General features: G+C 37.0%; 26 protein-coding genes, 20 tRNA genes, 2 rRNA genes and 4 riboswitches. Of the genes, 45 read left to right on the plus strand and 3 right to left on the minus strand.

What is annotated here, in order from left to right; translation table 11 throughout:
* The 24 genes from ACYFX0_RS26700 to ACYFX0_RS26815 all read left to right on the plus strand — a co-directional run.
* Positions 1-119 (plus strand): 23S ribosomal RNA (locus ACYFX0_RS26700); the annotation flags it as partial.
* Between the two features lie 100 nt (positions 120-219).
* Positions 220-335: ribosomal RNA gene (gene rrf, locus ACYFX0_RS26705) — 5S ribosomal RNA — on the plus strand.
* Positions 336-340: 5 nt separating this feature from the next.
* Positions 341-416: transfer RNA gene (locus tag ACYFX0_RS26710), tRNA-Val, on the plus strand.
* 8 nt (positions 417-424) lie between these two features.
* Positions 425-508 (plus strand) — tRNA-Tyr (locus ACYFX0_RS26715).
* Between the two features lie 11 nt (positions 509-519).
* Positions 520-594, plus strand: a tRNA-Gln gene (locus ACYFX0_RS26720).
* 4 nt (positions 595-598) lie between these two features.
* A tRNA-Lys gene (locus tag ACYFX0_RS26725) sits at positions 599-674 on the plus strand.
* Positions 675-689: 15 nt separating this feature from the next.
* Positions 690-770: transfer RNA gene (locus ACYFX0_RS26730), tRNA-Leu, on the plus strand.
* Positions 771-799: 29 nt separating this feature from the next.
* Positions 800-874 (plus strand) — tRNA-Gly (locus tag ACYFX0_RS26735).
* 16 nt (positions 875-890) lie between these two features.
* Positions 891-979 (plus strand) — tRNA-Leu (locus tag ACYFX0_RS26740).
* A gap of 3 nt (positions 980-982) precedes the next feature.
* Positions 983-1,056: transfer RNA gene (locus ACYFX0_RS26745), tRNA-Arg, on the plus strand.
* Between the two features lie 10 nt (positions 1,057-1,066).
* Positions 1,067-1,140 (plus strand) — tRNA-Pro (locus ACYFX0_RS26750).
* Positions 1,141-1,155: 15 nt separating this feature from the next.
* Positions 1,156-1,228 (plus strand) — tRNA-Ala (locus ACYFX0_RS26755).
* Between the two features lie 20 nt (positions 1,229-1,248).
* Positions 1,249-1,341: transfer RNA gene (locus ACYFX0_RS26760), tRNA-Ser, on the plus strand.
* Between the two features lie 54 nt (positions 1,342-1,395).
* A tRNA-Ser gene (locus tag ACYFX0_RS26765) sits at positions 1,396-1,488 on the plus strand.
* Between the two features lie 20 nt (positions 1,489-1,508).
* Positions 1,509-1,585: transfer RNA gene (locus ACYFX0_RS26770), tRNA-Met, on the plus strand.
* A 3-nt stretch (positions 1,586-1,588) separates the two neighbouring features.
* Positions 1,589-1,664 (plus strand) — tRNA-Asp (locus ACYFX0_RS26775).
* Positions 1,665-1,672: 8 nt separating this feature from the next.
* Positions 1,673-1,748, plus strand: a tRNA-Phe gene (locus ACYFX0_RS26780).
* Between the two features lie 10 nt (positions 1,749-1,758).
* Positions 1,759-1,831: transfer RNA gene (locus tag ACYFX0_RS26785), tRNA-Thr, on the plus strand.
* A 6-nt stretch (positions 1,832-1,837) separates the two neighbouring features.
* Positions 1,838-1,908: transfer RNA gene (locus ACYFX0_RS26790), tRNA-Trp, on the plus strand.
* 9 nt (positions 1,909-1,917) lie between these two features.
* Positions 1,918-1,991, plus strand: a tRNA-Ile gene (locus ACYFX0_RS26795).
* Between the two features lie 11 nt (positions 1,992-2,002).
* Positions 2,003-2,077: transfer RNA gene (locus tag ACYFX0_RS26800), tRNA-Asn, on the plus strand.
* 1 nt (position 2,078) lies between these two features.
* A tRNA-Glu gene (locus ACYFX0_RS26805) sits at positions 2,079-2,150 on the plus strand.
* Between the two features lie 129 nt (positions 2,151-2,279).
* Complete coding sequence (locus tag ACYFX0_RS26810) at positions 2,280-2,699, plus strand: CBS domain-containing protein (protein ID WP_000195543.1); 420 nt, start codon at positions 2,280-2,282, stop codon at positions 2,697-2,699.
* Positions 2,700-3,020: 321 nt separating this feature from the next.
* On the plus strand, positions 3,021-4,172 hold the full coding sequence (locus ACYFX0_RS26815) for a DUF3965 domain-containing protein (RefSeq protein ID WP_000648912.1): 1,152 nt from the start codon (positions 3,021-3,023) through the stop codon (positions 4,170-4,172).
* A gap of 240 nt (positions 4,173-4,412) precedes the next feature.
* Here ACYFX0_RS26815 and ACYFX0_RS26820 read toward each other — a convergent pair whose 3' ends face one another.
* Positions 4,413-4,751, minus strand: a complete 339-nt coding sequence (locus ACYFX0_RS26820; protein WP_001137822.1) for a hypothetical protein — start codon at positions 4,749-4,751, stop codon at positions 4,413-4,415.
* Between the two features lie 5 nt (positions 4,752-4,756).
* Positions 4,757-5,911 carry an SH3 domain-containing protein gene (locus ACYFX0_RS26825; RefSeq protein WP_247727740.1) on the minus strand — a complete coding sequence of 385 codons (1,155 nt, stop codon included), beginning with the start codon at positions 5,909-5,911 and terminating at the stop codon, positions 4,757-4,759.
* A gap of 269 nt (positions 5,912-6,180) precedes the next feature.
* Positions 6,181-6,292: riboswitch (TPP riboswitch) on the plus strand.
* Between the two features lie 60 nt (positions 6,293-6,352).
* Positions 6,353-6,456: riboswitch (TPP riboswitch) on the plus strand.
* 85 nt (positions 6,457-6,541) lie between these two features.
* Between ACYFX0_RS26825 and tenA the strand changes: the two genes are divergently transcribed.
* The 18 genes from tenA to kdpDN all read left to right on the plus strand — a co-directional run bounded on the left by tenA (position 6,542) and on the right by kdpDN (position 21,517).
* Entirely contained in the window at positions 6,542-7,237 is a 696-nt protein-coding gene (tenA, locus tag ACYFX0_RS26830) for a thiaminase II (protein ID WP_000666828.1), read from the plus strand.
* Positions 7,206-7,955 (plus strand): ABC transporter ATP-binding protein, encoded by a 750-nt coding sequence (locus ACYFX0_RS26835; protein ID WP_001256793.1) that lies wholly within the window; start codon positions 7,206-7,208, stop codon positions 7,953-7,955. The genes tenA and ACYFX0_RS26835 overlap by 32 nt, the downstream gene beginning before the upstream one ends.
* Positions 7,955-8,707, plus strand: coding sequence for an ABC transporter permease (locus ACYFX0_RS26840; protein ID WP_001080852.1), 753 nt, complete (start codon positions 7,955-7,957; stop codon positions 8,705-8,707). Before ACYFX0_RS26835 ends, ACYFX0_RS26840 begins: the two co-directional genes overlap by 1 nt.
* Complete coding sequence (locus ACYFX0_RS26845; protein WP_000670447.1) at positions 8,704-9,705, plus strand: ABC transporter substrate-binding protein; 1,002 nt, start codon at positions 8,704-8,706, stop codon at positions 9,703-9,705. The genes ACYFX0_RS26840 and ACYFX0_RS26845 overlap by 4 nt, the downstream gene beginning before the upstream one ends.
* A gap of 10 nt (positions 9,706-9,715) precedes the next feature.
* Positions 9,716-10,336, plus strand: a complete 621-nt coding sequence (gene tenI / locus ACYFX0_RS26850) for a thiazole tautomerase TenI (protein WP_000787170.1) — start codon at positions 9,716-9,718, stop codon at positions 10,334-10,336.
* Positions 10,329-11,438 (plus strand): glycine oxidase ThiO, encoded by a 1,110-nt coding sequence (gene thiO, locus ACYFX0_RS26855; RefSeq protein ID WP_016078108.1) that lies wholly within the window; start codon positions 10,329-10,331, stop codon positions 11,436-11,438. The genes tenI and thiO overlap by 8 nt, the downstream gene beginning before the upstream one ends.
* 15 nt (positions 11,439-11,453) lie before the next feature.
* Positions 11,454-11,657, plus strand: a complete 204-nt coding sequence (gene thiS, locus ACYFX0_RS26860; RefSeq protein WP_001049502.1) for a sulfur carrier protein ThiS — start codon at positions 11,454-11,456, stop codon at positions 11,655-11,657.
* 2 nt (positions 11,658-11,659) lie between these two features.
* Positions 11,660-12,430, plus strand: coding sequence for a thiazole synthase (gene thiG, locus ACYFX0_RS26865; protein WP_000931979.1), 771 nt, complete (start codon positions 11,660-11,662; stop codon positions 12,428-12,430).
* On the plus strand, positions 12,423-13,442 hold the full coding sequence (thiF, locus tag ACYFX0_RS26870; RefSeq protein WP_001065410.1) for a thiazole biosynthesis adenylyltransferase ThiF: 1,020 nt from the start codon (positions 12,423-12,425) through the stop codon (positions 13,440-13,442). Before thiG ends, thiF begins: the two co-directional genes overlap by 8 nt.
* A 15-nt stretch (positions 13,443-13,457) precedes the next feature.
* Positions 13,458-14,270, plus strand: coding sequence for a bifunctional hydroxymethylpyrimidine kinase/phosphomethylpyrimidine kinase (gene thiD / locus ACYFX0_RS26875; protein ID WP_000867373.1), 813 nt, complete (start codon positions 13,458-13,460; stop codon positions 14,268-14,270).
* A gap of 85 nt (positions 14,271-14,355) precedes the next feature.
* A riboswitch (cyclic di-AMP (ydaO/yuaA leader) is annotated at positions 14,356-14,503 on the plus strand.
* A 93-nt stretch (positions 14,504-14,596) separates the two neighbouring features.
* Positions 14,597-14,983, plus strand: a complete 387-nt coding sequence (locus ACYFX0_RS26880) for a hypothetical protein (RefSeq protein WP_000424070.1) — start codon at positions 14,597-14,599, stop codon at positions 14,981-14,983.
* 13 nt (positions 14,984-14,996) lie between these two features.
* On the plus strand, positions 14,997-15,230 hold the full coding sequence (locus ACYFX0_RS26885) for a hypothetical protein (protein WP_003309103.1): 234 nt from the start codon (positions 14,997-14,999) through the stop codon (positions 15,228-15,230).
* Positions 15,231-15,490: 260 nt separating this feature from the next.
* Positions 15,491-15,636: riboswitch (cyclic di-AMP (ydaO/yuaA leader) on the plus strand.
* Positions 15,637-15,735: 99 nt separating this feature from the next.
* Positions 15,736-15,840, plus strand: a complete 105-nt coding sequence (locus tag ACYFX0_RS26890; RefSeq protein WP_000887894.1) for a SipW-dependent-type signal peptide-containing protein — start codon at positions 15,736-15,738, stop codon at positions 15,838-15,840.
* Positions 15,840-15,917 carry a K(+)-transporting ATPase subunit F gene (kdpF, locus tag ACYFX0_RS26895; protein ID WP_223153441.1) on the plus strand — a complete coding sequence of 26 codons (78 nt, stop codon included), beginning with the start codon at positions 15,840-15,842 and terminating at the stop codon, positions 15,915-15,917. The genes ACYFX0_RS26890 and kdpF overlap by 1 nt, the downstream gene beginning before the upstream one ends.
* Positions 15,918-15,936: 19 nt before the next feature.
* Positions 15,937-17,604, plus strand: coding sequence for a potassium-transporting ATPase subunit KdpA (gene kdpA, locus ACYFX0_RS26900; protein WP_000638320.1), 1,668 nt, complete (start codon positions 15,937-15,939; stop codon positions 17,602-17,604).
* Positions 17,605-17,617: 13 nt separating this feature from the next.
* Positions 17,618-19,708 (plus strand): potassium-transporting ATPase subunit KdpB, encoded by a 2,091-nt coding sequence (kdpB, locus tag ACYFX0_RS26905; RefSeq protein WP_025988994.1) that lies wholly within the window; start codon positions 17,618-17,620, stop codon positions 19,706-19,708.
* Between the two features lie 16 nt (positions 19,709-19,724).
* Positions 19,725-20,306, plus strand: a complete 582-nt coding sequence (gene kdpC, locus ACYFX0_RS26910; RefSeq protein WP_001085562.1) for a K(+)-transporting ATPase subunit C — start codon at positions 19,725-19,727, stop codon at positions 20,304-20,306.
* 56 nt (positions 20,307-20,362) lie between these two features.
* Positions 20,363-21,517, plus strand: a complete 1,155-nt coding sequence (gene kdpDN / locus ACYFX0_RS26915; RefSeq protein ID WP_074790778.1) for a KdpD-like non-kinase potassium sensor — start codon at positions 20,363-20,365, stop codon at positions 21,515-21,517.
* Positions 21,518-21,539: 22 nt separating this feature from the next.
* Here kdpDN and ACYFX0_RS26920 read toward each other — a convergent pair whose 3' ends face one another.
* The gene (locus tag ACYFX0_RS26920) at positions 21,540-22,721 is read right to left on the minus strand and encodes an MFS transporter (RefSeq protein ID WP_000748586.1); all 1,182 of its coding nucleotides are present in this window, start codon (positions 22,719-22,721) and stop codon (positions 21,540-21,542) included.
* 140 nt (positions 22,722-22,861) lie between these two features.
* Between ACYFX0_RS26920 and ACYFX0_RS26925 the strand changes: the two genes are divergently transcribed.
* From ACYFX0_RS26925 to ACYFX0_RS26935, 3 genes are all read left to right on the plus strand, one after another.
* Positions 22,862-23,323: a MarR family transcriptional regulator gene (locus tag ACYFX0_RS26925; protein ID WP_000384217.1), complete on the plus strand. Its 462-nt coding sequence runs from the start codon at positions 22,862-22,864 to the stop codon at positions 23,321-23,323.
* Between the two features lie 128 nt (positions 23,324-23,451).
* On the plus strand, positions 23,452-24,306 hold the full coding sequence (locus ACYFX0_RS26930; protein WP_000892695.1) for a patatin-like phospholipase family protein: 855 nt from the start codon (positions 23,452-23,454) through the stop codon (positions 24,304-24,306).
* Between the two features lie 126 nt (positions 24,307-24,432).
* Entirely contained in the window at positions 24,433-24,636 is a 204-nt protein-coding gene (locus ACYFX0_RS26935) for a hypothetical protein (RefSeq protein WP_000432821.1), read from the plus strand.
* Positions 24,637-24,701: the final 65 nt, after the last annotated feature.

A 24,701-nucleotide genomic window follows, 5' to 3' on the forward strand; every position in this document is an offset into this window, starting at 1 on the left:
AGATTTCCCATAGCGTAAGCTAGTAAGATCCCTGAAAGATGATCAGGTTGATAGGTTCGAGGTGGAAGCATGGTGACATGTGGAGCTGACGAATACTAATAGATCGAGGACTTAACCATATAATATGAAGCAATGTTATCTAGTTTTGAAAGAATATAAAAACTTGTTGACTTTCAAAAGTAAATAAGTTAAAATGATTCTTGTCTTAAATGAATACAGTCTGGTAATGATGGCAGAGAGGTCACACCCGTTCCCATACCGAACACGGAAGTTAAGCTCTCTAGCGCCGATGGTAGTTGGGACCTTGTCCCTGTGAGAGTAGGACGTTGCCAGGCAAAATGGAGGATTAGCTCAGCTGGGAGAGCACCTGCCTTACAAGCAGGGGGTCGGCGGTTCGATCCCGTCATCCTCCACCATATATGTCGGAGGGGTAGCGAAGTGGCTAAACGCGGCGGACTGTAAATCCGCTCCTTCGGGTTCGGCAGTTCGAATCTGCCCCCCTCCACCATTCTTAATTATTGGGCTATAGCCAAGCGGTAAGGCAACGGACTTTGACTCCGTCATGCGCTGGTTCGAATCCAGCTAGCCCAGCCATTAAGAGCCATTAGCTCAGTTGGTAGAGCATCTGACTTTTAATCAGAGGGTCGAAGGTTCGAATCCTTCATGGCTCACCATTTTTAATAAAACATGCGGGTGTGGCGGAATTGGCAGACGCACTAGACTTAGGATCTAGCGCCTTTGGCGTGGGGGTTCGACTCCCTTCACCCGCACTTTTAATAAAACAACTCATACATGTCTTGCGGAAGTAGTTCAGTGGTAGAATACAACCTTGCCAAGGTTGGGGTCGCGGGTTCGAATCCCGTCTTCCGCTCCAATTTTCAATATGACATGCCGGGGTGGCGGAACAGGCAGACGCACAGGACTTAAAATCCTGCGGTGGGTGACCACCGTGCGGGTTCGACCCCCGCCCTCGGCACCATATGCGCCCGTAGCTCAATTGGATAGAGCGTTTGACTACGGATCAAGAGGTTAGGGGTTCGACTCCTCTCGGGCGCGCTTTTATTAACGGGAAGTGGCTCAGCTTGGTAGAGCACCTGGTTTGGGACCAGGGGGTCGCAGGTTCAAATCCTGTCTTCCCGATATTCCAAAAAACATGGGGCCTTAGCTCAGCTGGGAGAGCGCCTGCCTTGCACGCAGGAGGTCAGCGGTTCGATCCCGCTAGGCTCCACTTTATTTAATATATGTCTCGGAGGTATACCCAAGTTCGGCTGAAGGGATCGGTCTTGAAAACCGACAGGCGGTGAGAATCGCGCGGGGGTTCGAATCCCTCTACCTCCTCCATTTTCTTTTAAATGGTTTAGACATATAATAATAAAATATTTATTTTTCCTTCATGGAGGTATACCCAAGTTCGGCTGAAGGGATCGGTCTTGAAAACCGACAGGCGGCGAGAGTCGCGCGGGGGTTCGAATCCCTCTACCTCCTCCATTTTTTAAATTTAATATTGTCGCGGGGTGGAGCAGTACGGTAGCTCGTCGGGCTCATAACCCGAAGGTCGCAGGTTCAAATCCTGTCCCCGCAACCAAATGGTCCCGTGGTGTAGTGGTTAACATGCCTGCCTGTCACGCAGGAGATCGCCGGTTCGACCCCGGTCGGGACCGCCATTTATGTTGGCTCGGTAGCTCAGTCGGTAGAGCAGAGGACTGAAAATCCTCGTGTCGGCGGTTCGATTCCGTCCCGAGCCACCATTTTTTTTATGCCGGCTTAGCTCAATTGGTAGAGCAACTGACTTGTAATCAGTAGGTTGGGGGTTCAAGTCCTCTAGCCGGCATCATTTAGGGGCATAGTTTAAAGGTAGAACTGAGGTCTCCAAAACCTCCAGTGTGGGTTCGATTCCTACTGCCCCTGTAAGTATATGGGCCTATAGCTCAGCTGGTTAGAGCGCACGCCTGATAAGCGTGAGGTCGATGGTTCGAGTCCATTTAGGCCCATCATATATTATTCCGCAGTAGCTCAGTGGTAGAGCTATCGGCTGTTAACCGATCGGTCGTAGGTTCGAGTCCTACCTGCGGAGCCATGGCCCGTTGGTCAAGTGGTTAAGACACCGCCCTTTCACGGCGGTAACACGGGTTCGAATCCCGTACGGGTCATACAAAAAAGAGTCAGCATTATGCTGGCTCTTTTTTATTTTGTTAATCCTTTTTATAATGTTACTTTCCAGAAATAAATAAAGGAATTTTGGAAAAGCTATGGTATGTATAAAAAGGAGGAAATAAATAATGACACAAGTTAGAGACTTAATGAGTACCCATATTGTACATTGTACACCGCTAGACAATGTATATGAGGCAGCTGTAAAAATGAAGGAAGAATCGGTTGGATTAATTCCTGTTGTTGAAAATGAGCAAGTTGTTGGGCTTGTTACTGATCGAGATTTAGTTGTTCGAGGGATTGCTGAAAAACATCCTGGATCTAATAAAATTACAAATGTAATGACAACAAATATTATCTCAGTTTCTCCAAATGATTCTATTGAAAAAGCTACAGAGCTAATGGCACAGTATCAAATTAGACGGTTACCAGTAGTTGATAGTGGTCAGCTTATTGGCATGTTAGCACTAGGAGATTTAGCTATAAGGGAATCAGCAGATGATCAAGCTGGATTTGCCTTGAGCGAAATCTCAGAGCGTACAGAGTAAATTGAAACTTTAATTAACCGAGAGTTTAATGGTCACTCATAAAGAGCTAAATTATATATAAAGTTCAGATGCATTATTCTAGCATATATGGATTAAACTAATATGTTAGCGTGATGTATCTGAGACATTATATAATAAGGATACGGTTAATAATTTCGACATTTTTTTAAAATTTGTTATTCTTAATTTTTAATAAGAGAAAAGATGATATACTGATAGATATAAGTATTATGATAGATTTTGAATATAACAATATTAATTTTTAGTGGTGCGATAATAAATTAATATTTCCTACATAGATGAAAAGGGAAGGGGAATTATATGAAGGCTGTACAGGGCGATCCAAATTGGAATTTGGTTACAGATACATATATAGAACCAAATAATTTCGCTGAATTATTTTCTTTGCTTGTACCTTGTCACCCAAAAGGTGAGGGGAAAGAACGAACTATATTAGTATGGAAAGAGAAAGAATTTTATAAAGAAGAAAATTTAGCGGCATTTATCGTATATGGCATGAATAAAGCAAAGAAATTACCGCAGTTTCATAAAGATGAAATTCCAACTTTAGTGCGTATTCTTCGCTTATGCCAAGAGATTGGTTGGTATGAAGAGGCAAATGATTTTATGATAGCGCAAGGATTAGCTGAGTTTGTTCATACTTCATTGGAATATGAAACATGGGATCTTTTGACGCAATCAGTTGCTTTAAATTATTTAATTATTAAATATCGTATAGGTGAATTGACAGATAGGGATATTGAAATTTGGGATAGAGTTAAATTTAATGAGAAGTGTATAACCGATTGTAAACATTTATTATCTCATAAAGAAGTATTGGAATTTACATTCTTTTATATGTGCAAGAGAGCGAAATCATTATCAAAAGAGCAATTAAATAGTGATATGATGAGTTTAGCAATGTATTGTAATACTTTTGTATATGATTTGTATACACATGATTTATTACGGAAATATCGTAAGTGTACAGATTTCCTATCATATTATGGACCTAGTCAGGCAGTTTTAGCATGTCAAAGAGCTGTATTATCTCAAATTTCCGATCGCTTAGACCCATTAAAGACAACGCATGTAGATGATTATTTATATGTGATGAAAGAAATGATGGAGCATATGACGATAGGAGTAATGGATCGATATGGTCATTTTATTGGAAAGCTACTATCTTATGTGCCATTTTTCGAAATGATACAAGTTCCACAGCATGCATATTATTGTGAAGAATTACTGTATATTTGTAAGGGCATTGAATATAAAGAAGAAACACTACGCAATTATATATTTATACAATTACATGATTGTTTACCATCATTCTTTAGGCTATTTCTTAAAAATAAGCGTTATGCAACGATTCATGATATTCTTTTCTATTGGTGCGATGATGAACAACGAATGAGCTTAGAGAAAAAATATAATCTGAGCTTTATTTATGAAAAATATGCTTGTGGATAAACAATATTTTCGATATGAAAAATTAATATAAATTAAAAAGGATCTCCAGTTTATGTGAGATCCTTTTTTGTTAGTAAAACAAGGAGAAAATGATTAAGACAAGAAACAACATTCCATATAGGAGAAGTTGTGCAGTATAACTTCCTTGTATACCAAAAAAAGTATTGGCTTTCTTATACAAATTCAACATGTATTTTATTGGAGTATCTTTGAAAGATTGGTACACAGTGTCTCCTCTTTCTAAGCTTCGTGTTCTTGTTCTTGTTTTTGTTTATAAGGGACATTAATATATCTAGCTACAAATAATAAAACAGCCATAAAGAATACTGGAAATACAGTAGATAAATAAAAGCCATTACTAATTATATTTGTTATGAGAGCACTCAAAAGAAAAATAGCATTATAAATATGGGCAATTTTTTGTTTTAGTTGCACTTGAAATGATTCCATCATAATTTCTAATGCAACAAAAGCAATAATAATAGATAAAAATACAATGTTTGTATTGTAAATGATTAAACAACAGATTAAACCTAAAAAGGCTACGTATTCAATTATAAGAGGTATATTGCGTGGCATACAATTTACCTAACTAAATATGGCAGTGGATTTACTGCATTTGTTTTTTCAAAATTCCATTCTCCATTATGTAATTCAAAATGAAGATGTTGCCCGTATGAATGACCTGTGTTTCCCATATGACCTATTAATTGTCCAGTTTGTACTTGATCACCAGCTTGTACAGTGCGATCCTTCATATGAGCATAAACAGTTGTATATAATTTCCCATTGATTTGATGCGCAATGAAAACAACATTGCCATAGCTAGCTGAATAATAAGATTTCACAACTTTACCTGCAGCAGCAGCTTGGATAGAGACGTTTCCTGGAGCGGCAATATCTATACCATAATGCATTTGTTCCCAGCGTATATCAAAGGTTGAGCTAATTCTTCCTTGAGCAGGGAATTTGAAAGCAGCTGGAATTGATGAAGGTTGATCTGTTTTAGCTTGTGGTTGATTTTGTACTACATAGTGTTTTGCTACATACCCGTATCCTGTGCCAAAACGAATTTTATACCAAGTTCCTACAGTTTCTACTACTTGTACTTGTGTACCGTTTTGTAATGAACCGAGTAGAGCGCTACTTGTACTAGCGTTGCTACGTACATTTAGATTAGGTGTTGCAACAGTATATTTTGTATTATTTTGAACGGTGATTCCTTTTACTAAGGGTTGTGAACCATTAGAGATGAATGCTTTTTGTACGTAACCTGTTTGGCCATTATGCGATATTTTATACCATTCGCCTTGATCTTCTTGAACGGTAATAAACTTGCCATTTGGTAATACATCTAAAATGGAAGATTCTAAATTAGGTTCAGAGCGAAAGTTTAATGCATTAGCATTAACGATGTATTGATCATTAGAATGAAGTTTGTTTTTTAGTAAAATAGCATCTTTTTGTACATAACCTACTTTATTATGAACAGATACTTTATACCACTCATTAGTTGTTTCAAGGATGTTCACTTTTGTATTAAAGCGAATTGTATCAATTGATGTGCTTTTTACGTTATCTTCTGTATGTAATGCTACTTGATCGACTTTGACATACCCAGTTTTAATATTAGATAATTGTTCAGCGTTTGCTTTTTGTACATTTGTTTCACCCATAGAAGGAAGTAAAGAAGCAATCGCTACAGTAGTTGCTGTTAAAGCAGTAGCTTTCATATTCATGGAATAGAGACCTCCTCTAGTTGTATAGTTGTAATTTTATTATAGTATAAAGATATAATATAGTGGGTGTATTCACATAAATGTAATATGAAATCAATATAAAAATAAATTTTTTGAGGATAATGATTCCTTCTTATGCAATTAATTGGGGTTTTATTTTCTAAAATAGAATGTATGTATTGTATAACTTTGATATTCTGTTAATAATTAAGAAAATTAAAAAAGTTGATGATGTCTTATTAGGGTGTTATACTGACAGTGATAATTTTATAGTTTGCTAGGAGAGCTGGTGTTGCCAGCTGAGAGTAGGCCGTAAGCCTTTGATCCTTTTTATTACCTGATCTAGATTATGCTAGCGTAGGGAAGCAATTCGGACACTAACAATGAGTCCCCGTTTCTTTGCGTATAGAAACGGGGCTTTTTTATTTAAAAATTTCATATTGAAACCACTAGGGGTGCTTGATTTGCTGAGAGAGGAATAATCCTTAACCCTTACAACACCTGATCTAGGTAATACTAGCGAAGGGAAGTGGAACATCGAATAAATGTATAACTTTATTTGCTGTAACCACTTCTTATATATAGAAGTGGTTTTTTATTTAGATACATATATTGAAAGGGGATAGAGAAATGAAATTTTGCGATAGATTATTAGAAACTGTGCAACCGGTTTGGGAGATGAGTCATAATCATCCGTTTGTAGTGGGTATGGGAGATGGCACGTTAGAAAAAGATAAATTCCAGTATTATATTATTCAAGACTATTTATATCTGCTAGATTATGCAAAGTTATATGCGATTGGTGTTGTAAAAGCAACGAATCCACAAGTAATGGGAAAGTTCGCTGAACAAATTGATGGAATATTAAATGGCGAAATGACAATCCATAAACAATATGCAAAAAGACTTGGAATTTCTATAGAGGAGATAGAGTCTGCGAAACCATCTGCTAAAAATTTAGCTTATACAAATTACATGATGTCTGTATCTCAAAATGGCACACTTGCGGAATTAATAGCAGCGCTTCTTCCATGTATGTGGAGCTATTGGGAAATTGGAAAGCGTTTAAATGATATTCCTGGAGCAAGAGATCATGAGTTTTTTGGTGAGTGGATTCAAGGATATAGTTCGGAAGAATACGGTAATCTGTGTATTTGGTTAATAGATTTATTAAATGAAATGGCAGTTGGAAAGTCTGAGACAGAACTAGAAAGATTAGAGGAGATTTTCTTATATTCCAGTCGATTTGAATATTTATTCTGGGATATGTCCTATCGTAAGGAGATGTGGGGATTTGAGGAGCAAGAACATACTACAGTTTCATAATGTTTCTTTTCATTATGATGAGAAACCAATCATCCATGAATTAAATGCTTCTATACATGAGAAAGAGTTTGTCAGTATTATCGGACCGAGTGGATGTGGGAAAAGTACTTTATTTCGCCTTATTACAGGTCTAGAAAAGGTAAGTACTGGACAGATAGAACTGACAGAAACAAAGCACCATCCTGTAGGATATATGCCGCAAAAAGATATGCTTTTGCCGTGGAGAACAATTATTGAGAATGCTGCCCTGCCGCTAGAGTGCCAAGGTGTACAGAAGAAAGAAGCACAAGTAAAGGCAAAGGAACTGTTACATAAATTTGGTTTGCAAGGGTATGAGAAAAAATATCCGAAAGATTTATCTGGTGGTATGAGACAACGTGTATCTTTTATTCGAACTTTATTAACAGGCGGGGAAATATTGCTGTTAGATGAACCATTTAGTGCATTGGATGCTTTAACGAAGACCTCTTTGCAAGAATGGTTGTTTGAACAATGGCAAGAGTGGGAAAAAACAATTTTATTCATTACTCATGATGTTGAAGAAGCGTTATTTCTTTCAAACCGAGTTTTAGTAGTGGAACAGCAGCCGATAACGACTTTGACTGAGCGGACTGTACCGCTTGATCATAACAGAACACGAAAAGATTTATATAAACCGGAAGTATTAGCGCTGAAAGATGAGCTTCTTAGTATGTTACAAAGGCAGGTACTTGTGTGATGAACCGATTGAAAGAATTAGTTCCTGCTATTACACTTTTTAGTACTTTACTAGCTGTGTGGGAAATAGGAGCAAGAATTGTAGATGAGATGTACATTTTACCGTCACCTTCTGCGATTGTAATGAAGATATGGAAACTAAAAGACATATTATTTACAGTTCATTTACCTGCAACGTTATACGTCGTTTTAATAGGTGTTGTTATCTCTATCGTATTAGGTGTAGGGCTAGCGATGTTAATGAATGTGAGTACATGGATGGAGAGAGCATTTTATCCATTATTAGTTGCTTCACAAACGATTCCGATTACTGCGCTTGCTCCGCTATTTGTTTTATGGTTTGGATACACAATTTGGAGTAAGGTTGTTGTCACAGTTTTAATTACGTTTTTCCCAATTGCGGTCAATACGTATGATGGACTACGCAGTACGAAAAAAGAATGGGAGGAGCTATTAGTTACGTATGGGGCAACGAAAAAAGATGTTTTTCTTAAATTAAAGTTGCCATCTGCTCTTCCTTATTTTTTCTCAGCTTTAAAAATTGCAGTTCCGCTTAGTGTTATCGGAGCAGCAATTGGAGAATGGCTCGGTGCACAAGCTGGGCTTGGATATTTCAGTAAGAGAATGATGACGCAGTTAGATGGAGCTGGCGTATTTGCACCTATTGTATTGTTATCATTATTAGCTATTTTCTTCGTCATACTTATCTCAGTATTAGAAAAGAAATTTATTAGTTGGAGGAAGTATTCATGAAATTTTTAAAAAGCATCTTTGTGTTGACATTATTAGTTGCAATGATTGCTGGATGTTCTAGTAACTCAGCGTCAGATAAGGGTAAAAAGGAAAAAGAAATAACGGTCATGCTTGATTGGTACCCAAATGCGGTACATAGCTTTATTTATGCAGCAATTGAAAAAGGCTATTTTAAAGAAGAAGGAGTAAAGGTGAATATAAAATTCCCTTCTAATCCGACTGATCCATTAACTTTAGCAGCTGCAGGAAAAGTAACGGTTGGTTTATATTATCAGCCAGATGTTGTCATGGCAAAAGCAAATGAACAAATTCCAGTAAAATCAATTGGAGCTGTCGTACGTTCACCATTAAATCATGTTGTATCGCTGAAATCAGCAGGCATTCAATCGCCAAAAGATTTAGAGGGGAAAACAGTTGGCTATTCTGGAACACCTTTAAGTGAGATGTATTTAAAAACGATGGTAAAAGAAGCTGGTGGTAATCCAGATACAGTGAAAGTAGTCGATGTTGGCTTTGATTTAGTACCAGCATTAATTACGAAAAAAGTGGATGCGGTAACAGGGGCATACATTAACCATGAAGTACCTGTTATGCGTCATGAAGGTCATGAACCAGCGTACTTTAATCCAGCAGATTATGGTGTACCGAATTATCATGAGCTTGTATTTGTAACAGGTGATAAAACGTTGAAAAAAGATAAAGAAGCGTTGCAAGCCTTCTTACGTGGTACGAAAAAAGGCTATGATTTCATGAAGAAAAATCCAGATGAAGCATTAAATATTTTATTAAATCATCAAGAAAAAGAAAACTTCCCGCTTGTGCCAGAAGTTGAAAAAGAAAGTATGAAAATTTTATTAGAGAAGATGGAAACGAAAGATGAGCCATTTTTATCAGATTCAAAAGAATCATGGGAAAAACAAAATAAATGGCTGAAAGACAAAGGAATGACGAAAGAAACCGTCCCAGCCGATGAACTATTCGAAAATATTTTAAAGTAGGCGAATGAATATGAAAAATGAGCTCCACGTAATCTCAAATGGCCATATGCCATTCGAAGAGTTAGTGAATGTAGCGATGCAAATTGAGAGTGAGATTGATTATTTGCATATTCGTGAGCGTGAGAAGAGTACGAAGGAATTATATGAAGGTGTGGAAAGTCTATTAATGGAGGGCTTTCCGGCTTCTAAAATTGTCATAAACGATCGAATTGATATCGCCATTTTATTAAATATTCCTCGTGTTCAACTAGGATATCGAAGTACAGATGTAAAGTCAGTGAAAGAAAAGTTTTCGTATTTGCATGTCGGTTATTCTGTGCATTCGCTAGATGAAGCAATAGTAGCTTTTAAAAATGGAGCGGATTCACTCGTTTATGGCCATGTATTTCCGACAGATTGTAAAAAAGGTGTGCCAGCGAGAGGGCTTGAAGAAATTTCAGACATTGCAAGGTGTTTATCTATACCGATTACAGCAATTGGAGGAATTACCCCAGAAAACACAGTGGATGTTCTTACTAACGGTGTAAGTGGTATAGCAGTTATGTCTGGAATTGTAAGTAGTAGTAACCCGTATAGCAAAGCGAAGTCTTATAAGGAATCAATAAGAAAGTGGGCGGAAAAACATGTGTGAGAAGTATGATGTAGCGATTATTGGTGGTGGTGTAATTGGTAGTTCAGTTGCACATTTTCTAGCAGAAAGAGGACATAAAGTAGCGATTGTAGAGAAGCAAAAAATTGCATCGGAAGCTTCGAAAGCAGCTGCTGGTTTACTCGGGGTTCAGGCAGAATGGGATGCGTATGATCCGCTATTTGAACTTGCTAGAGAAAGCCGAGCTATATTTCCACAACTTGCAGCAGTTTTACGTGAAAAGACGGGTATTGATATTGGATATGAAGAAAAAGGAATTTATCGTATTGCTCAAAATGCAGATGAGAAGGAAAGAATTCTTCACATTATGGATTGGCAGCAGAAAACAGGTGAAGATTCTTATTTTCTAACGGGAGACCATGTGCGGGAAAAAGAGCCATATCTATCCGAATCTATTATAGGAGCAGTATATTATCCGAAAGACGGTCATGTTATTGCACCAGAGCTTACGAAAGCATTCGCACATTCTGCAGCAATTTCCGGTGCTGATATATATGAACAGACAGAAGTGTTTGATATTCGTATTGAAAATAATAAAGTGACTGGAGTTATTACAAGTGAAGGTATTGTCACATGTGAGAAAGTCGTTATTGCAGGAGGTTCATGGAGCACGCAGTTACTCAGTTATTTTCACCGTGATTGGGGTACATATCCAGTTAAAGGAGAAGTGGTTGCGGTAAGAAGTAGAAAACAACTTTTAAAAGCACCTATTTTTCAAGAAAGATTTTACATTACTCCAAAGCGCGGTGGACGTTATGTAATTGGGGCAACAATGAAGCCACATACGTTCAATAAAACTGTGCAGCCAGAAAGTATAACTTCTATATTAGAGCGTGCTTATACAATATTGCCAGCTTTAAAAGAAGCAGAATGGGAAAGCACGTGGGCAGGATTACGACCACAATCGAATCATGAAGCTCCTTATATGGGAGAGCATGAAGAAATAAAAGGTTTATATGCTTGTACGGGCCATTATCGAAACGGTATTTTATTAAGTCCTATTTCTGGCCAATATATGGCTGATTTAATAGAAGGAAAGCAAGAGAATCATTTGCTAGATTCATTGCTTTCTAGAAGAGTTTAGAAAGGGGATGGAAGTTTGAATTTAAAAATTAATGGTAACCAAATTGAAGTGCCAGCGAGTGTAAAAACAGTAGCTGAGTTACTTACACATTTAGAGCTAGATAACAGAATTGTTGTAGTAGAGCGTAATAAAGATATTTTACAAAAAGATGATCATACAGATACATCTGTTTTTGATGGAGACCAAATTGAGATTGTAACTTTCGTAGGAGGCGGTTGATTATGTTGAACATTGGACCATTTTCATTTCATTCTAGACTTTTATTAGGAACAGGTAAATTCCCTGATTTTGACGTACAGCAAAAGGCAATTGACGTTTCTGAAGCTGAAATTTTAACGTTTGCAGTACGTCGTATGGATATCTTTGATGCAAAGCAACCTAATTTATTAGAGAAACTTGATGTGAAAAAATATACGTTATTACCAAATACAGCAGGGGCAAAAAATGCTGAAGAGGCTGTTCGCATTGCAAAATTAGCAAAAGCGTCTGGGCTTTGTGACATGATAAAGGTAGAAGTTATTGGTGATGATAGAACGTTATTACCGGATCCGGTAGAAACGTTAAAGGCATCTGAAAAGTTACTGGAAGAAGGATTTATCGTACTTCCGTACACATCTGATGATGTTGTATTAGCACGTAAATTACAAGAGCTTGGCGTGCATGCGATTATGCCAGGAGCATCTCCAATCGGATCAGGACTTGGTATTGTAAATCCATTAAATTTGGGCTTCATTATTGAACAAGCGACAGTACCAGTTATCGTTGATGCTGGTATTGGTAGCCCAGCTGATGCGGCATTTGCAATGGAATTAGGAGCAGATGGTGTGTTATTAAATACAGCTGTATCAGGAGCAAAAGATCCTATTAAAATGGCACAAGCAATGAAACTAAGTATTGAAGCAGGCCGTTTAGGATTTGAAGCAGGTCGTATTGCACGTAAGCGCTGTGCAACTGCAAGTAGTCCTTTAGAAGGAATGAGCGTAGTTGAATAATCGATATTCTCGCCAAGAACTATTTTCTCCAATTGGAGCAGAAGGGCAGCAAAAGATAAGAGAAAAGCATGTACTTATTATCGGTGCAGGTGCATTAGGTAGTGCAAATGCAGAGATGTTTGTAAGAGCGGGTGTGGGCAAGATAACAATTGTTGACCGTGATTATGTAGATTGGAGTAATTTACAAAGACAACAATTGTATGCAGAGAGCGACGTAAAGAATAATCTCCCAAAAGCTATAGCGGCTAAAAAACGTTTAGAAGAGATTAATAGCGATGTAACAATAAAAGCTCTCGTTCAAGATGTAACAGCTGAAGAGCTAGAAGAACTTGTTACAAACGTTGATGTAATTATTGATGCGACTGATAATTTCGAAACACGCTTTATTGTGAATGATATAGCACAAAAATATTCTATTCCATGGATTTACGGTGCATGTGTAGGTAGTTACGGTCTTTCTTACACAATCCTTCCTAGTAAAACACCATGTTTATCATGTTTATTACAGTCGATTCCGCTTGGCGGGGCAACATGTGATACAGCGGGTATTATATCACCTGCTGTATCTCTTGTCGTTTCTCATCAAGTAACAGAAGCTCTTAAACTGTTAGTAGAAGATTACGAATCACTTCGAGATGGGCTTGTATCGTTTGATATGTGGAAGAATGAGTATTTATGTATGAATGTACAAAAGCTTCGCCAGCATAATTGTCCTTCATGTGGAGAGAATGCATTGTATCCATATTTAAATAAAGAGAACACATCAAAAACAGCAGTTTTATGCGGACGAAATACAGTTCAAATTAGACCACCTCATAAAGAAGAAATAAATTTTGAACAATATAAAGAGTTGCTGGAAGGTCGCGTGAATGATTTAAATGTAAATCCATATTTATTATCATTTTCTGTTGAAGACAAGAGGTTAGTCGCCTTTAAAGATGGCCGTGTGCTCGTACATGGAACGAAAGATATAAGCGAAGCAAAAACGATTTATCATCGCTATTTTGGATAGAAAAGGATGAGTGGGATGAAAGTGAATAAAGCTTTAACAATTGCAGGGTCTGATAGCGGCGGTGGTGCTGGAATTCAGGCAGATTTAAAAACATTCCAAGAGCTTGGTGTATACGGAATGACGGCTATTACGGCAATTACTGCTCAAAACACGCTTGGCGTTCAAGGGGTATATCCTGTTCCTTTAGAAGGTATTACAGAACAGCTGAATTCAATTGGTACGGATTTAACACCAGATGCAGTGAAACTAGGAATGTTATTTAGTAGTGAAATAATTCAAATTGTTGCAGAACAAATTAAAAAATTTGGCTGGAATAATATTGTGCTAGATCCCGTTATGATCGCAAAAGGCGGTGCATCATTATTACAGCAAGAAGCAGTTCATGCATTACAAGAATATTTATTACCAGTAGCAACCGTTATAACACCGAATGTTCCAGAAGCAGAAGTGTTAACTGGGATGGAGATTCATAATGTTGAAGATAGTAAGGAAGCTGCAAAAGTATTGCACAAATTAGGTGCTAAATATGTGCTTATGAAGGGCGGACATGCAGAATATCAAGGTAATGAAGTAATTGATTTCCTCTTTGATGGAGAAGAATTTATTGAGTTTAGAAGCGAGCGAATTCCTTCAAAGCAAACGCACGGAAGTGGGTGCACATTTGCTTCAGCGGTTACAGCAGGACTTGCGAAAGGATACTCAATTGAAGATGCTGTTCAAGAAGCAAAACGATTTATTAGTATAGCAATTGAAGAGCCATTGAATATTGGTAGTGGTCATGGACCGACGAATCATTTTGCGTATAAAGTGAATAGAACGCGTGTATAGATAAGTGAAAAGCCAGTTTTATAACTGGCTTTTTTTCTGTTTACTTTTTCAAAATACAGGAGTAATATATCAGCCAGAATATATTTTTTTGTAAACGCTGAGTCCAATTATATGGAGCGGAGGAACCAATTTGTGCGTCTGCACTAGGGGTGAATCTTTCAACTTTGAAAGTAGGGCTACTCTCAAAGTCCGAATCCGACAGCTAACTTCGTAAGCGTCTTGAGAGAGGACGGTGCCATGATGGATACATCACTTCATCGATCTGATTAGTATAGGGGAATATCAATCTATGTTTGATTTCTTTTATACTAAGGAGGATGAGGTACATGGAACTAACACTTATTTGTGTTGGAGAAGAAAGTAAGGTAGATAGTTTAAGAGATCTAGTATCATTTCAACATGAGTTAATTATTTTTACGGCAAATGAAGAGATAGCGGCTGAAGTTAGGAATTGTGGGTTTGATTGGACTTATAGTTGCAGTAAGGAGCAGGACTTTACTAGTATTTTTGAGTGTATTAAGAAGGTGATTTTACTAGGGGATGAGCTTCCAATCGTTAGTTTTTTCACAGAACACATTCGCTTTTCTTTTCAAGCACCTATTACTGTTGTTACAAGGAATAAACGATATCCAGCGAGGCTCTATGAAACAATTGGAGCTAAGTTTGTCGTGTTTACAAATTGTGATAATATTTCTTTTTTATTTTTTGAATAGAGCGGGGGAAGAAATGATGAAGGTACTATTACTTGGAGATATAGCAAATCGTTGGGCAGTATCGGTAGAGCGAGTTCAAGAATTGGTTCAGATCGATCCCCTTTTTCCAGGGCCGTATATTATATTACCATCAAAAGATGCTTTGTATTTAGAGGTGGATATTACCGAATATGAGCAGCTACATGCAGAATTGTCACAGGTTTATATTCGCGGGAGAAATTTACGTGCTTTTTTACGAGGAGAATAAATAGTGAAATAAAAAGAGCGAATGCTAAGTGCAACAAGCTATGCACTTTATGTCATTCGCTCTTTTTATTTCGTATTGAAAAGATCATTTCTGTGAAAATGAAAGAAAAGACGAGTAAATAGATGAAAGAATATTAATAATACTCAATGTAAGCGTTTAAATAGATGGATATTTTCTTATTTTCAGTAATTTACCCCTTTACAAGTGAAATATAGAGGAGTATATTTACTCTCATAAATCATTCATAAAATTTCCAAAAAAACCTAAAATCGCTGAGTTCCAGAAATGGAGCGGGGGAACCAATTTTGTGCATCGTCACTTGGGGTGAATCTTTCAGTTTTGAAAGTAGGGCTACTCTTTAGGCCCGAATCCGACAGCTAACCTCGTAAGCGTTTAGAGAGGAGGTTTACTTTTTGTTGTTCATTTTTTGAACACTGAGTAGAGCTCAGTGTTCTTTTTTAATATTTAAATGGTAAATTTTAACAAAATGAAGAGAGGGATAGTTATGTTAGATGTTGTAATGGTCGGGATTTTTATTTTATTAGTTGCATCGATGGCAAGTCTTGCAAGTTGGTCAGATAAAGTTGTGAAAGAAGGAAAGCAATCATGATGATTGTCTTATCGGTTATAGTCGCAGCAATTACAGTGTATTTAGTGTATGCATTATTAAATCCAGAGAAGTTTTAATTAGGGGGAATCATTCATTATGATTTGGGTTGCAGTCATTATTACAATGCTCTTGTTTATTTTAGTAGCAAAGCCAATGGGGATTTATTTAGAAAAAGCTTTTCAAGGTAGCAAAATGCTAGATAAAGTATTCGGCCCTTTTGAAAAACTTATTTTTAAAATTACGGGTGTAAAAGAATACAATCAAACGTGGAAACAGTACGCATTATCATTAGTTTTACTCAATGGATTTATGATTGTTGTCGTATATTTCATTTTCAGATTACAAGGTGTGTTGCCGCTAAATCCAGCACATATTGAAGGAATGGAGCCTACGCTCGCTTTTAATACAGCAATTAGTTTTATGGCTGATACAAACTTACAGCATTATAGCGGTGAAAATGGTTTATCTTATTTATCACAATTAATCGGAATTACATTTTTAATGTTTGCAGCACCGGCAACGACATTAGCACTCGTTATGGCATTTATAAGAGGGCTCGCTGGAAAAGAACTTGGTAACTTTTTCGTTGATTTTACGAGAGCACTAACGAGAGTGTTTCTTCCTATCGCATTTATTGCGGCGCTAGTCTTTGTCGCACTTGGTGTACCGCAAACGTTAGATGGAGCGGTTACAGCACAAACGATTGATGGGGCAAAACAAAGTATATTACGTGGGCCTGTTGCATCATTCGTTTCCATTAAGGAACTTGGAAATAACGGCGGTGGATTTTTCGGAGCAAACTCTACGCATCCTTTTGAAAACCCAGGACAAATGAGTAATATTTTGCAAATGATGCTTATGATGTTATTGCCAACAGCACTTCCATTTACGTACGGACGAATGGTAGGAAATAAAAAACAAGGTCGTATTCTCTTCGTATCACTATTCATGGTGTTTCTACTAGGATTTATAACAATTACGACATCTGAACTAAACGGGAATCCGGCATTAAATGGAATGGGTATCGAACATGTACAAGGAAGTACAGAAGGGAAAGAAGTACGATTTGGAACAGTATTTTCTTCACTATACGCAACGGTAACGACAGCTGCTGAAACAGGCGCCGTTAATACGATGCATGATACGTTAACACCAATTGGCGGTTTAGTTCCACTTGTAAATATGATGTTAAACACAGTATATGGCGGCGTTGGAGCAGGTTTTGTAAATATTATTATGTATGCAATTATTGCAGTGTTTATATCTGGGTTAATGGTTGGACGGACACCAGAGTTTTTAGGTAAAAAGATTGAAGGTAAGGAAATGAAATTAATTGCGGTCACGATACTATTTCATCCATTGCTCATTTTAGGCTTTTCGGCATTAGCTCTTTCAACAAATTTAGGGACGGATGCTATTTCTCATTCCGGTTTCCACGGTTTAACGCAAGTTGTATATGAATATACATCGTCAGCTGCGAATAACGGATCTGGATTTGAAGGATTAGGAGATAATACACCGTTTTGGAATATTACGACTGGTTTAGTTATGTTTTTAGGACGTTACTTCAGTTTAATTACGATGCTAGCTGTGGCAGCTTCGTTGAAAGAAAAAACGGTAGTGCCAGAAACAGTCGGAACGTTCCGTACAGATAATAGTTTATTTGGTGGTATCTTTATCGGAACAATTGTAATTGTTGGTGCATTAACATTCTTCCCGATGTTAGTACTCGGACCAATTGCAGAATTTCTTACATTGAAGTAATGGAGGGTAAATGATGAGACCGGTAGTAGTAAAAGAAAAACAATTAAATGAGTCACAAATACATGCTGTAGAAGATGAAGTTAGACAAGCGAAAACGATGGATCGTGATATCGTAACACATGCGATGAAGCAATCCATTGCGAAATTGAATCCGAAAGTCATGATAAAGAATCCGATTATGTTCGTTGTGGAAATTGGATTTATCATTACGTTCATTTTATCTTTTCTTCCAAGTAGTTCTAGTAGTATACCAGGTTGGTTTAATATAACAGTTTCTCTCATTCTATTATTTACAGTTTTATTTGCGAATTTTGCAGAAGCATTAGCAGAAGGTCGTGGTAAAGCGCAAGCCGATTCTTTAAAGCAGTCGAAGAAAGATGTGTTTGCAAATGTTGTAAAAGAAAATGGAGACATTGTCCAAGTTTCAGCAACTGATCTGAGAAAAGGTGACGTTGTTATCGTAAAACAAGGAGAAATGATTCCGAATGATGGCGAAGTAATCAAAGGGTTAGCATCTGTAGATGAATCTGCAATTACAGGGGAATCAGCTCCTGTAATAAAAGAAGCGGGCGGCGATTTTTGTTCCGTAACAGGCGGGACGATGGTCGTAAGTGATGAGATTACAATTGTCATTACGAGTAATCCTGGTGAATCATTTATTGATAAAATGATTTCGTTAGTAGAAGGAGCTGCTCGTCAAAAAACGCCGAATGAGATTGCTTTAAATACAGTATTAACGAGTTTAACGCTTATTTTCTTAATCGTTGTTGTGACGTTGCCGATTTTTACAAACTATTTAGGATTTCAAATTGATACAGCTGTACTTGTAGCGTTGTTAGTTTGTTTAATTCCAACGACAATTGGTGGTTTATTATCAGCAATTGGTATTGCCGGGATGGACCGCGTGACAAAGTTCAATGTGTTAGCGATGTCGGGTAAAGCAGTAGAAGCTGCGGGTGATATTAATACAATCATTTTAGATAAAACAGGTACGATTACTTTCGGGAACCGAATGGCACATACATTGCTTCCTGTAGGAAATGAGACGATTGAGCAAGTAGGGAAATGGGCCGCGATTAGTTCAGTTTTAGATGAAACACCAGAAGGTCGATCAGTTATAGAATATGTAAAAACGAAAGCTATATCATATAATCGAGAAATTGCAGAGCAAGGTGATTTTGTTCCGTTCAAAGCAGAAACGAGAATGAGTGGTGTGGATTTACAGGACGGAACGAAAGTGAGAAAAGGTGCTGTAGGTAGCGTAATTGAATGGGTTAGGTCACAAGGTGGAACGATTCCGAAAGATGTAAATCAAAAAGCAGATTCCATTTCCAAAGAGGGCGGGACACCACTTGTAGTTGCAGTGGATAATCGTATTTACGGTTTAATTTATTTAAAGGATACAGTAAAGCCAGGTATGCGTGAGCGTTTTGAACAATTGCGCCAAATGGGGATTAAAACGGTTATGTGTACAGGTGATAACCCGTTAACAGCAGCAACGATTGCAAAAGAAGCAGGGGTAGATGAGTTTGTTGCTGAGTGTAAGCCAGAAGATAAAATTGCGGTTATTAAAGCAGAGCAAGATAAAGGGAAACTTGTAGCGATGACAGGTGATGGTACAAATGATGCGCCGGCATTAGCGCAGGCTGACGTTGGATTAGCGATGAATAGTGGTACGACAGCTGCGAAAGAAGCAGCGAATATGATTGATTTAGATTCGAACCCGACAAAAATTATTGAGGTTGTAGGGATTGGTAAGCAATTGTTAATGACGCGTGGTGCGTTAACGACGTTTAGTATTGCGAACGATATTGCAAAATATTTTGCAATCATTCCAGCGATGTTTACACTTGCGATTCCGCAAATGGAGGCATTAAACATTATGAAACTAACATCACCACTGTCAGCGATTTTATCAGCATTACTATTTAATGCAGTTATTATTCCATTACTCATTCCATTGGCGATGAAAGGTATCGCATATAAACCAATGAGTTCGAATGCACTACTTGGCCGAAACCTACTTATTTATGGACTTGGCGGAGTGATTGTACCATTCATTGGAATTAAAGTAATTGATATAATTGTCGGCTTGTTCATATAAGGAAGAGGGGAAAAAGATGGCGAAGAAACAAAGTATACTATCACCAATTATCCGTATTACTTTTACATTTTTAGTGTTGTGCGGGCTTGTATATCCGCTTATTGTTACTGGTATTGCACAAGCAGTAATGAAGGATAATGCGGATGGAAGTCTAATATATAATGATAAAAATGAAGTGATTGGTTCTAAATTAATTGGTCAAAACTTCACGGATCCACGTTATTTTCAAGGGCGTGTTTCTAGTATTGAATATAAGGCTGAAGCATCTGGTTCAAATAACTATGCACCATCTAATCCAGATTTAGAGAAACGAGTAGAGAAAAGTATTGAAGAGTGGAAGAAACAAAATCGGGCTGTTCCGGTAACAGAAGTGCCGATTGATCTAGTGACGAATTCAGGTTCAGGGCTAGATCCTGATATTAGTCCGCAGGCAGCTTCTGTGCAGGTGGATCGTATCTCTAAATTAACGAATATTCCGAAAGAAACGCTAAATCAGTTGATTAAAGATCAAACAGAAGGTGCTGCACTTGGCTTATTTGGAGAGAACCGCGTAAACGTTTTAAAGTTAAATTTAGAATTGCAGAAACTACTGAAATAGAAACAACGCTACCTCAATCTAACGGATTGAGGTAGCGTTGTTTCGAAAGAAAGGTTGTGAGTGTTTTGTATGCGGATGACTATAAACCAACTTTTCAAAGGCGAACACCAGAAGAGTATTTAGAATATATTCGTCAGCAAAACCGCGGGAAGTTAAAGTTATATGTAGGAGCGGCTCCAGGAGTAGGAAAAAGTTATAAAATGCTCTTTGATGCAAGAGAAATGAAAAAGGATGGTACGGATATTGTAATTGGTTTAATTGAAACGCACGGTAGAAAAGAGACGGAAGAAGCAATTGCTGATTTAGAAAAAGTTCCTTTAAAAGAAATAGAGTATAAAGGGAAAGTATTTTATGAACTCGATGTGGAAGGAATTATAAAACGTGCACCGCAAGTCGTTGTTGTGGATGAACTTGCGCATAGCAATATTCCTGGATCTAAAAATAAGAAACGTTATATGGATGTACAGGAATTGCTAGATGCCGGTATATCCGTCTTATCAGCTTTTAATATTCAACATTTAGAAAGTGTTCATGACATTGTTGCTCAAATTACGAATGTTAAAGTGCGAGAACGTATTCCAGATTTTATTTTACAAAAAGCAAATGAAATTCAGCTCGTTGATGCAACGCCGGAAGTATTAAGGAAGAGGTTAATAGATGGAAAGATATATAAGGAAGAAAAAATAGAGCAAAGCTTACAAAATTTCTTTACGCTTAATAATTTAGGGGCACTAAGAGAATTATCACTTCGGGAAGTGGCAGATGATATGGACGAGAAAATTAGCCAAACAGTAATAGAACCGATTGGTGTAAAAGAAAAAATTCTTGTTTGTGTACAATACAGTTCGACAGCGGAGAAATTAATACGACGGGGATGGCGCATGGCTGATCGGTTAAATGCTGAATTGTACGTATTAAACGTTGAGAGGGAAAATATAGATTCTATTTCAGCTGGGAAAAAGCAGACGATTGAAGAGTGGAAGTCGTTAACGAATCAATTTGATGCGAGTTTTGTTTTAGAAGAGGCAAAAGGAAGAAAGCCAGCGGATGTTATTATTGAAGTTGCGAAAAGACTACAAGTAACGCAAATTTTACTCGGACAATCAGCAAGAACAAGGTGGGAAGAAATTCGAAAAGGTTCAATTGTAAATGAAATTATGAGAGAAACGAAGTATATTGATATTCATATCGTTGCAGATCAAAGAGTTTAGAATAGAGACCATCTATAGGTCTCTATTTTGCTTTTTGTACAGCCTGAAAACGTAGCATTTTCAGTGCGCATAAAATGATAAATAGAAATGTAATTGCACCTAGGAAGAAAATCCAAAAGTAATTTTGATTAAATACAAGAAATCCACCTACAAGTGGCCCTGTGCCCATACCGAGATAGCGTATGAAGTTATACATACCGATGGCTGTTGCGCGTTCTTGTACGAATTCTTCCGTTAATAAAGTAGTGTGAGTTGGCATAGAAAGTCCCATACTAAAACCGTATAAAGATGTAACGATAATGGTGAATGGGATATTGATGCTATATGTGAAAGAGAATAAAGTGACACATATAATATTGAAGAAACTAGTGATGAATAAAGCTTGCTTTGTTGTGAGGCGTTTTTGCAAAAGCTTGTAGCAATAACTTCCTAACATAATAGAAAGGGACATTGGTACAAATATAAGGCCAATTTTACTTGCAGTTAAGTGAAATGAATTTGTTAAAATGCTCGGTAAAAAAACGAGGAAGCAAAAGTAAATACAAAATTGAATGAAGCCAATAAGAGTAATAGAAAATCCAGTTTTATTTTTTAAGATAAACCAGTAATTCTTTTTTGCTTGCGGTTGTTTACTTACAGTTGGTTTTGTTTCTGGAAGTAGTGAAATATTTATCGTTAATAAGAGAATGCCAAGTATAGATAAAAAGAGAAATACGGATACGTGGCCATTTATACTGCCTAGATAACCACCAATGAGAGGGCCGATCGCAGGTGCAAGAGCAAGTAACATTTGATACAGGCTCATTGCTTCTCCTCGTTCTTTTCCTTCAAATAAATCGCCGATAATCGTTGCTGCTACTACAGGTATAGCTGCTATTCCTATAGCTTGAACAGCTCTGAAAAATAGAAATACATATATGTTCGCTGAAAAAGCACATCCGATTGAACCAATTGTACTAATGATCAAACTAGGGATAAGGACAGATTTTCTCCCTCTTGTATCAATCAAAGGTCCATATATGAGCTGCATAATCGCAAGAACGAATGTGAAAAGGGAAACTGTTACATTTACAAGATAAAGAGAAGTGTGAAAAGAACCTTGAATCATGGGCAAGATAGGCGTGTAAATATTTTGAGCGAAGGAACCGAGTAAGGCACTCATACAGACGACATATAAAATGAAATGTATTTTGGATTTTTTCATCTTGTTAACCTCCTTGTCATTTAGTTTCCTTGGAAACTAAATTTATTTTAACATGATTTTCTCACTTGTAAATATGAAAAAATGATTTTAAAATGGTATATAGTTAATTTGTTTCTTTAGAAACTCAGGAGGCGAACGGATTGGATTATGCAACGAAACAAATGGAAATACTTTCGGACATTCGTACACTTTTGCATAAAAAAGAAGAACATTTGAAAGGGCAAAATGAGAAATTTCTTCGTGAGACAGGTATAAGTGGTATGTCTTTATCTGAGTTACATGTGATCGAGTGTATCGGGAAAAATGGTTTGATGAATGTAACTGCTATTACGACAGAAATGGGAATGACGAAGGGTGCAATCTCTAAAATTTGTACAAAGTTGTTTCAAAAGAAATTCGTTGAGAAGATGCAAATGTTAGATAATCAAAAAGAAATCTTCTTCCGTTTAACGGAAAGCGGAAATGAAATATATAAAGCTCATGATAAATTACATAAACAAGCTGAAGAAAAGTGGCTGTTATTTTTAGATAGATATACGAAAGAAGAGCAAGATTTTATTCAAAGATTTATAAAGGATGTCTCCAACCATTTGGAAATATAATTGGAAGAAAAAACTCCTTTTTCTCAAGTCTTTTGAATATAATTTCTGAAAGAACTCATATATAATAGAAAAAGATACTTAACATGGTGAATAATTAAAGAGTCAATATATATAGAGGAGAGAGTAACATGCTTGAAAATACGGGGTTAGTATTAGAAGGCGGCGGTATGCGTGGTGTGTACACGGGCGGGATATTAGAATACTTTATGGAACAAGATTTATATTTTCCATATGTAATCGGTGTATCAGCTGGTGCTTGTCATGCAGCGTCGTATCTTTCCAGACAAAGAAATAGAAATAAAACAGTAAATATTGATTATGCATCACACCCAAAATACTTATCGTATAAAAATTTATGGAGAAAACGCCAGTTATTCGATATGGAGTTCATTTTTCATGAGATTCCAGAAAAGCATGTTCCGTTTGATTTTGAAACATACTTTAATAGCCAAGAGCGTTTCCTTGTAGGAACGACAGATTGTGAAACAGGACAGTCTGTTTATTTTGAAAAAGAAGGAACGAATGATGATGCACTAAATTTATTACAAGCATCTAGTTCATTGCCTTTCATTGCACCTGTAGTAAATTACCGTGGTAAGCAATTATTAGATGGCGGGATTTCGGATCCAATTCCAGTTCGTAAAGCACAGGAAGATGGTTTTAAAAAATCAGTCGTTATTTTAACGAGAAATCATGGTTACGCGAAGAAAAAATCAAAGTTTGGATGGGTTGCAGCGAAAGCTTATAAAAAATATCCGAACCTTGTTAACACGATGCTGAATCGTTATGAAGTGTATAATGAAACACTTCACTACATTGAAAAAGAAGAACAAGCTGGGAATTTATTTGTTATTCGTCCAGAAGTGCCGCTTCAAGTAGATCGTATGGAAAAAGATACAGCAAAACTACAAAATCTATATGAGCAAGGCTATGAAGATGCAAAGAGACAGTTTGCAGATTTGCAGGCGTTTTTGCAAAAATAATAATTAGGCTGTGGAGATGGAGTTCTCTGCAGTCTTTTTATTATTGGTTTCAATACCGAATGTTGGTTATACACGTTTTTAGATTATGGTATAATATGGATAAAAGTATGTGAAGAGGTGATACATATGGAAAATGTATATAAAGGTCTTAGACATACTGGATTTACTATGTTGCTTATTTTTGGTGGTGTATTTTTACTGCGCTGGTTCATTCATGATGAAATGCTACTAGATCAGCTTATTGGGTTGAGTGTAGGGATGGTAATGGTTATTTCGTCAGTGTTCATTCAAAAGTACAGTAAAGAATTACAAGTAAATGAGAAGTGTTAAAAGTAACAAAAGAAAAGTAGAGCATCTAATTTCGATGCTCTACTTTTCTTTTATAAATAAAAAAT

The sequence above is a fragment of the Bacillus sp. NEAU-Y102 genome (genome assembly GCF_054788175.1).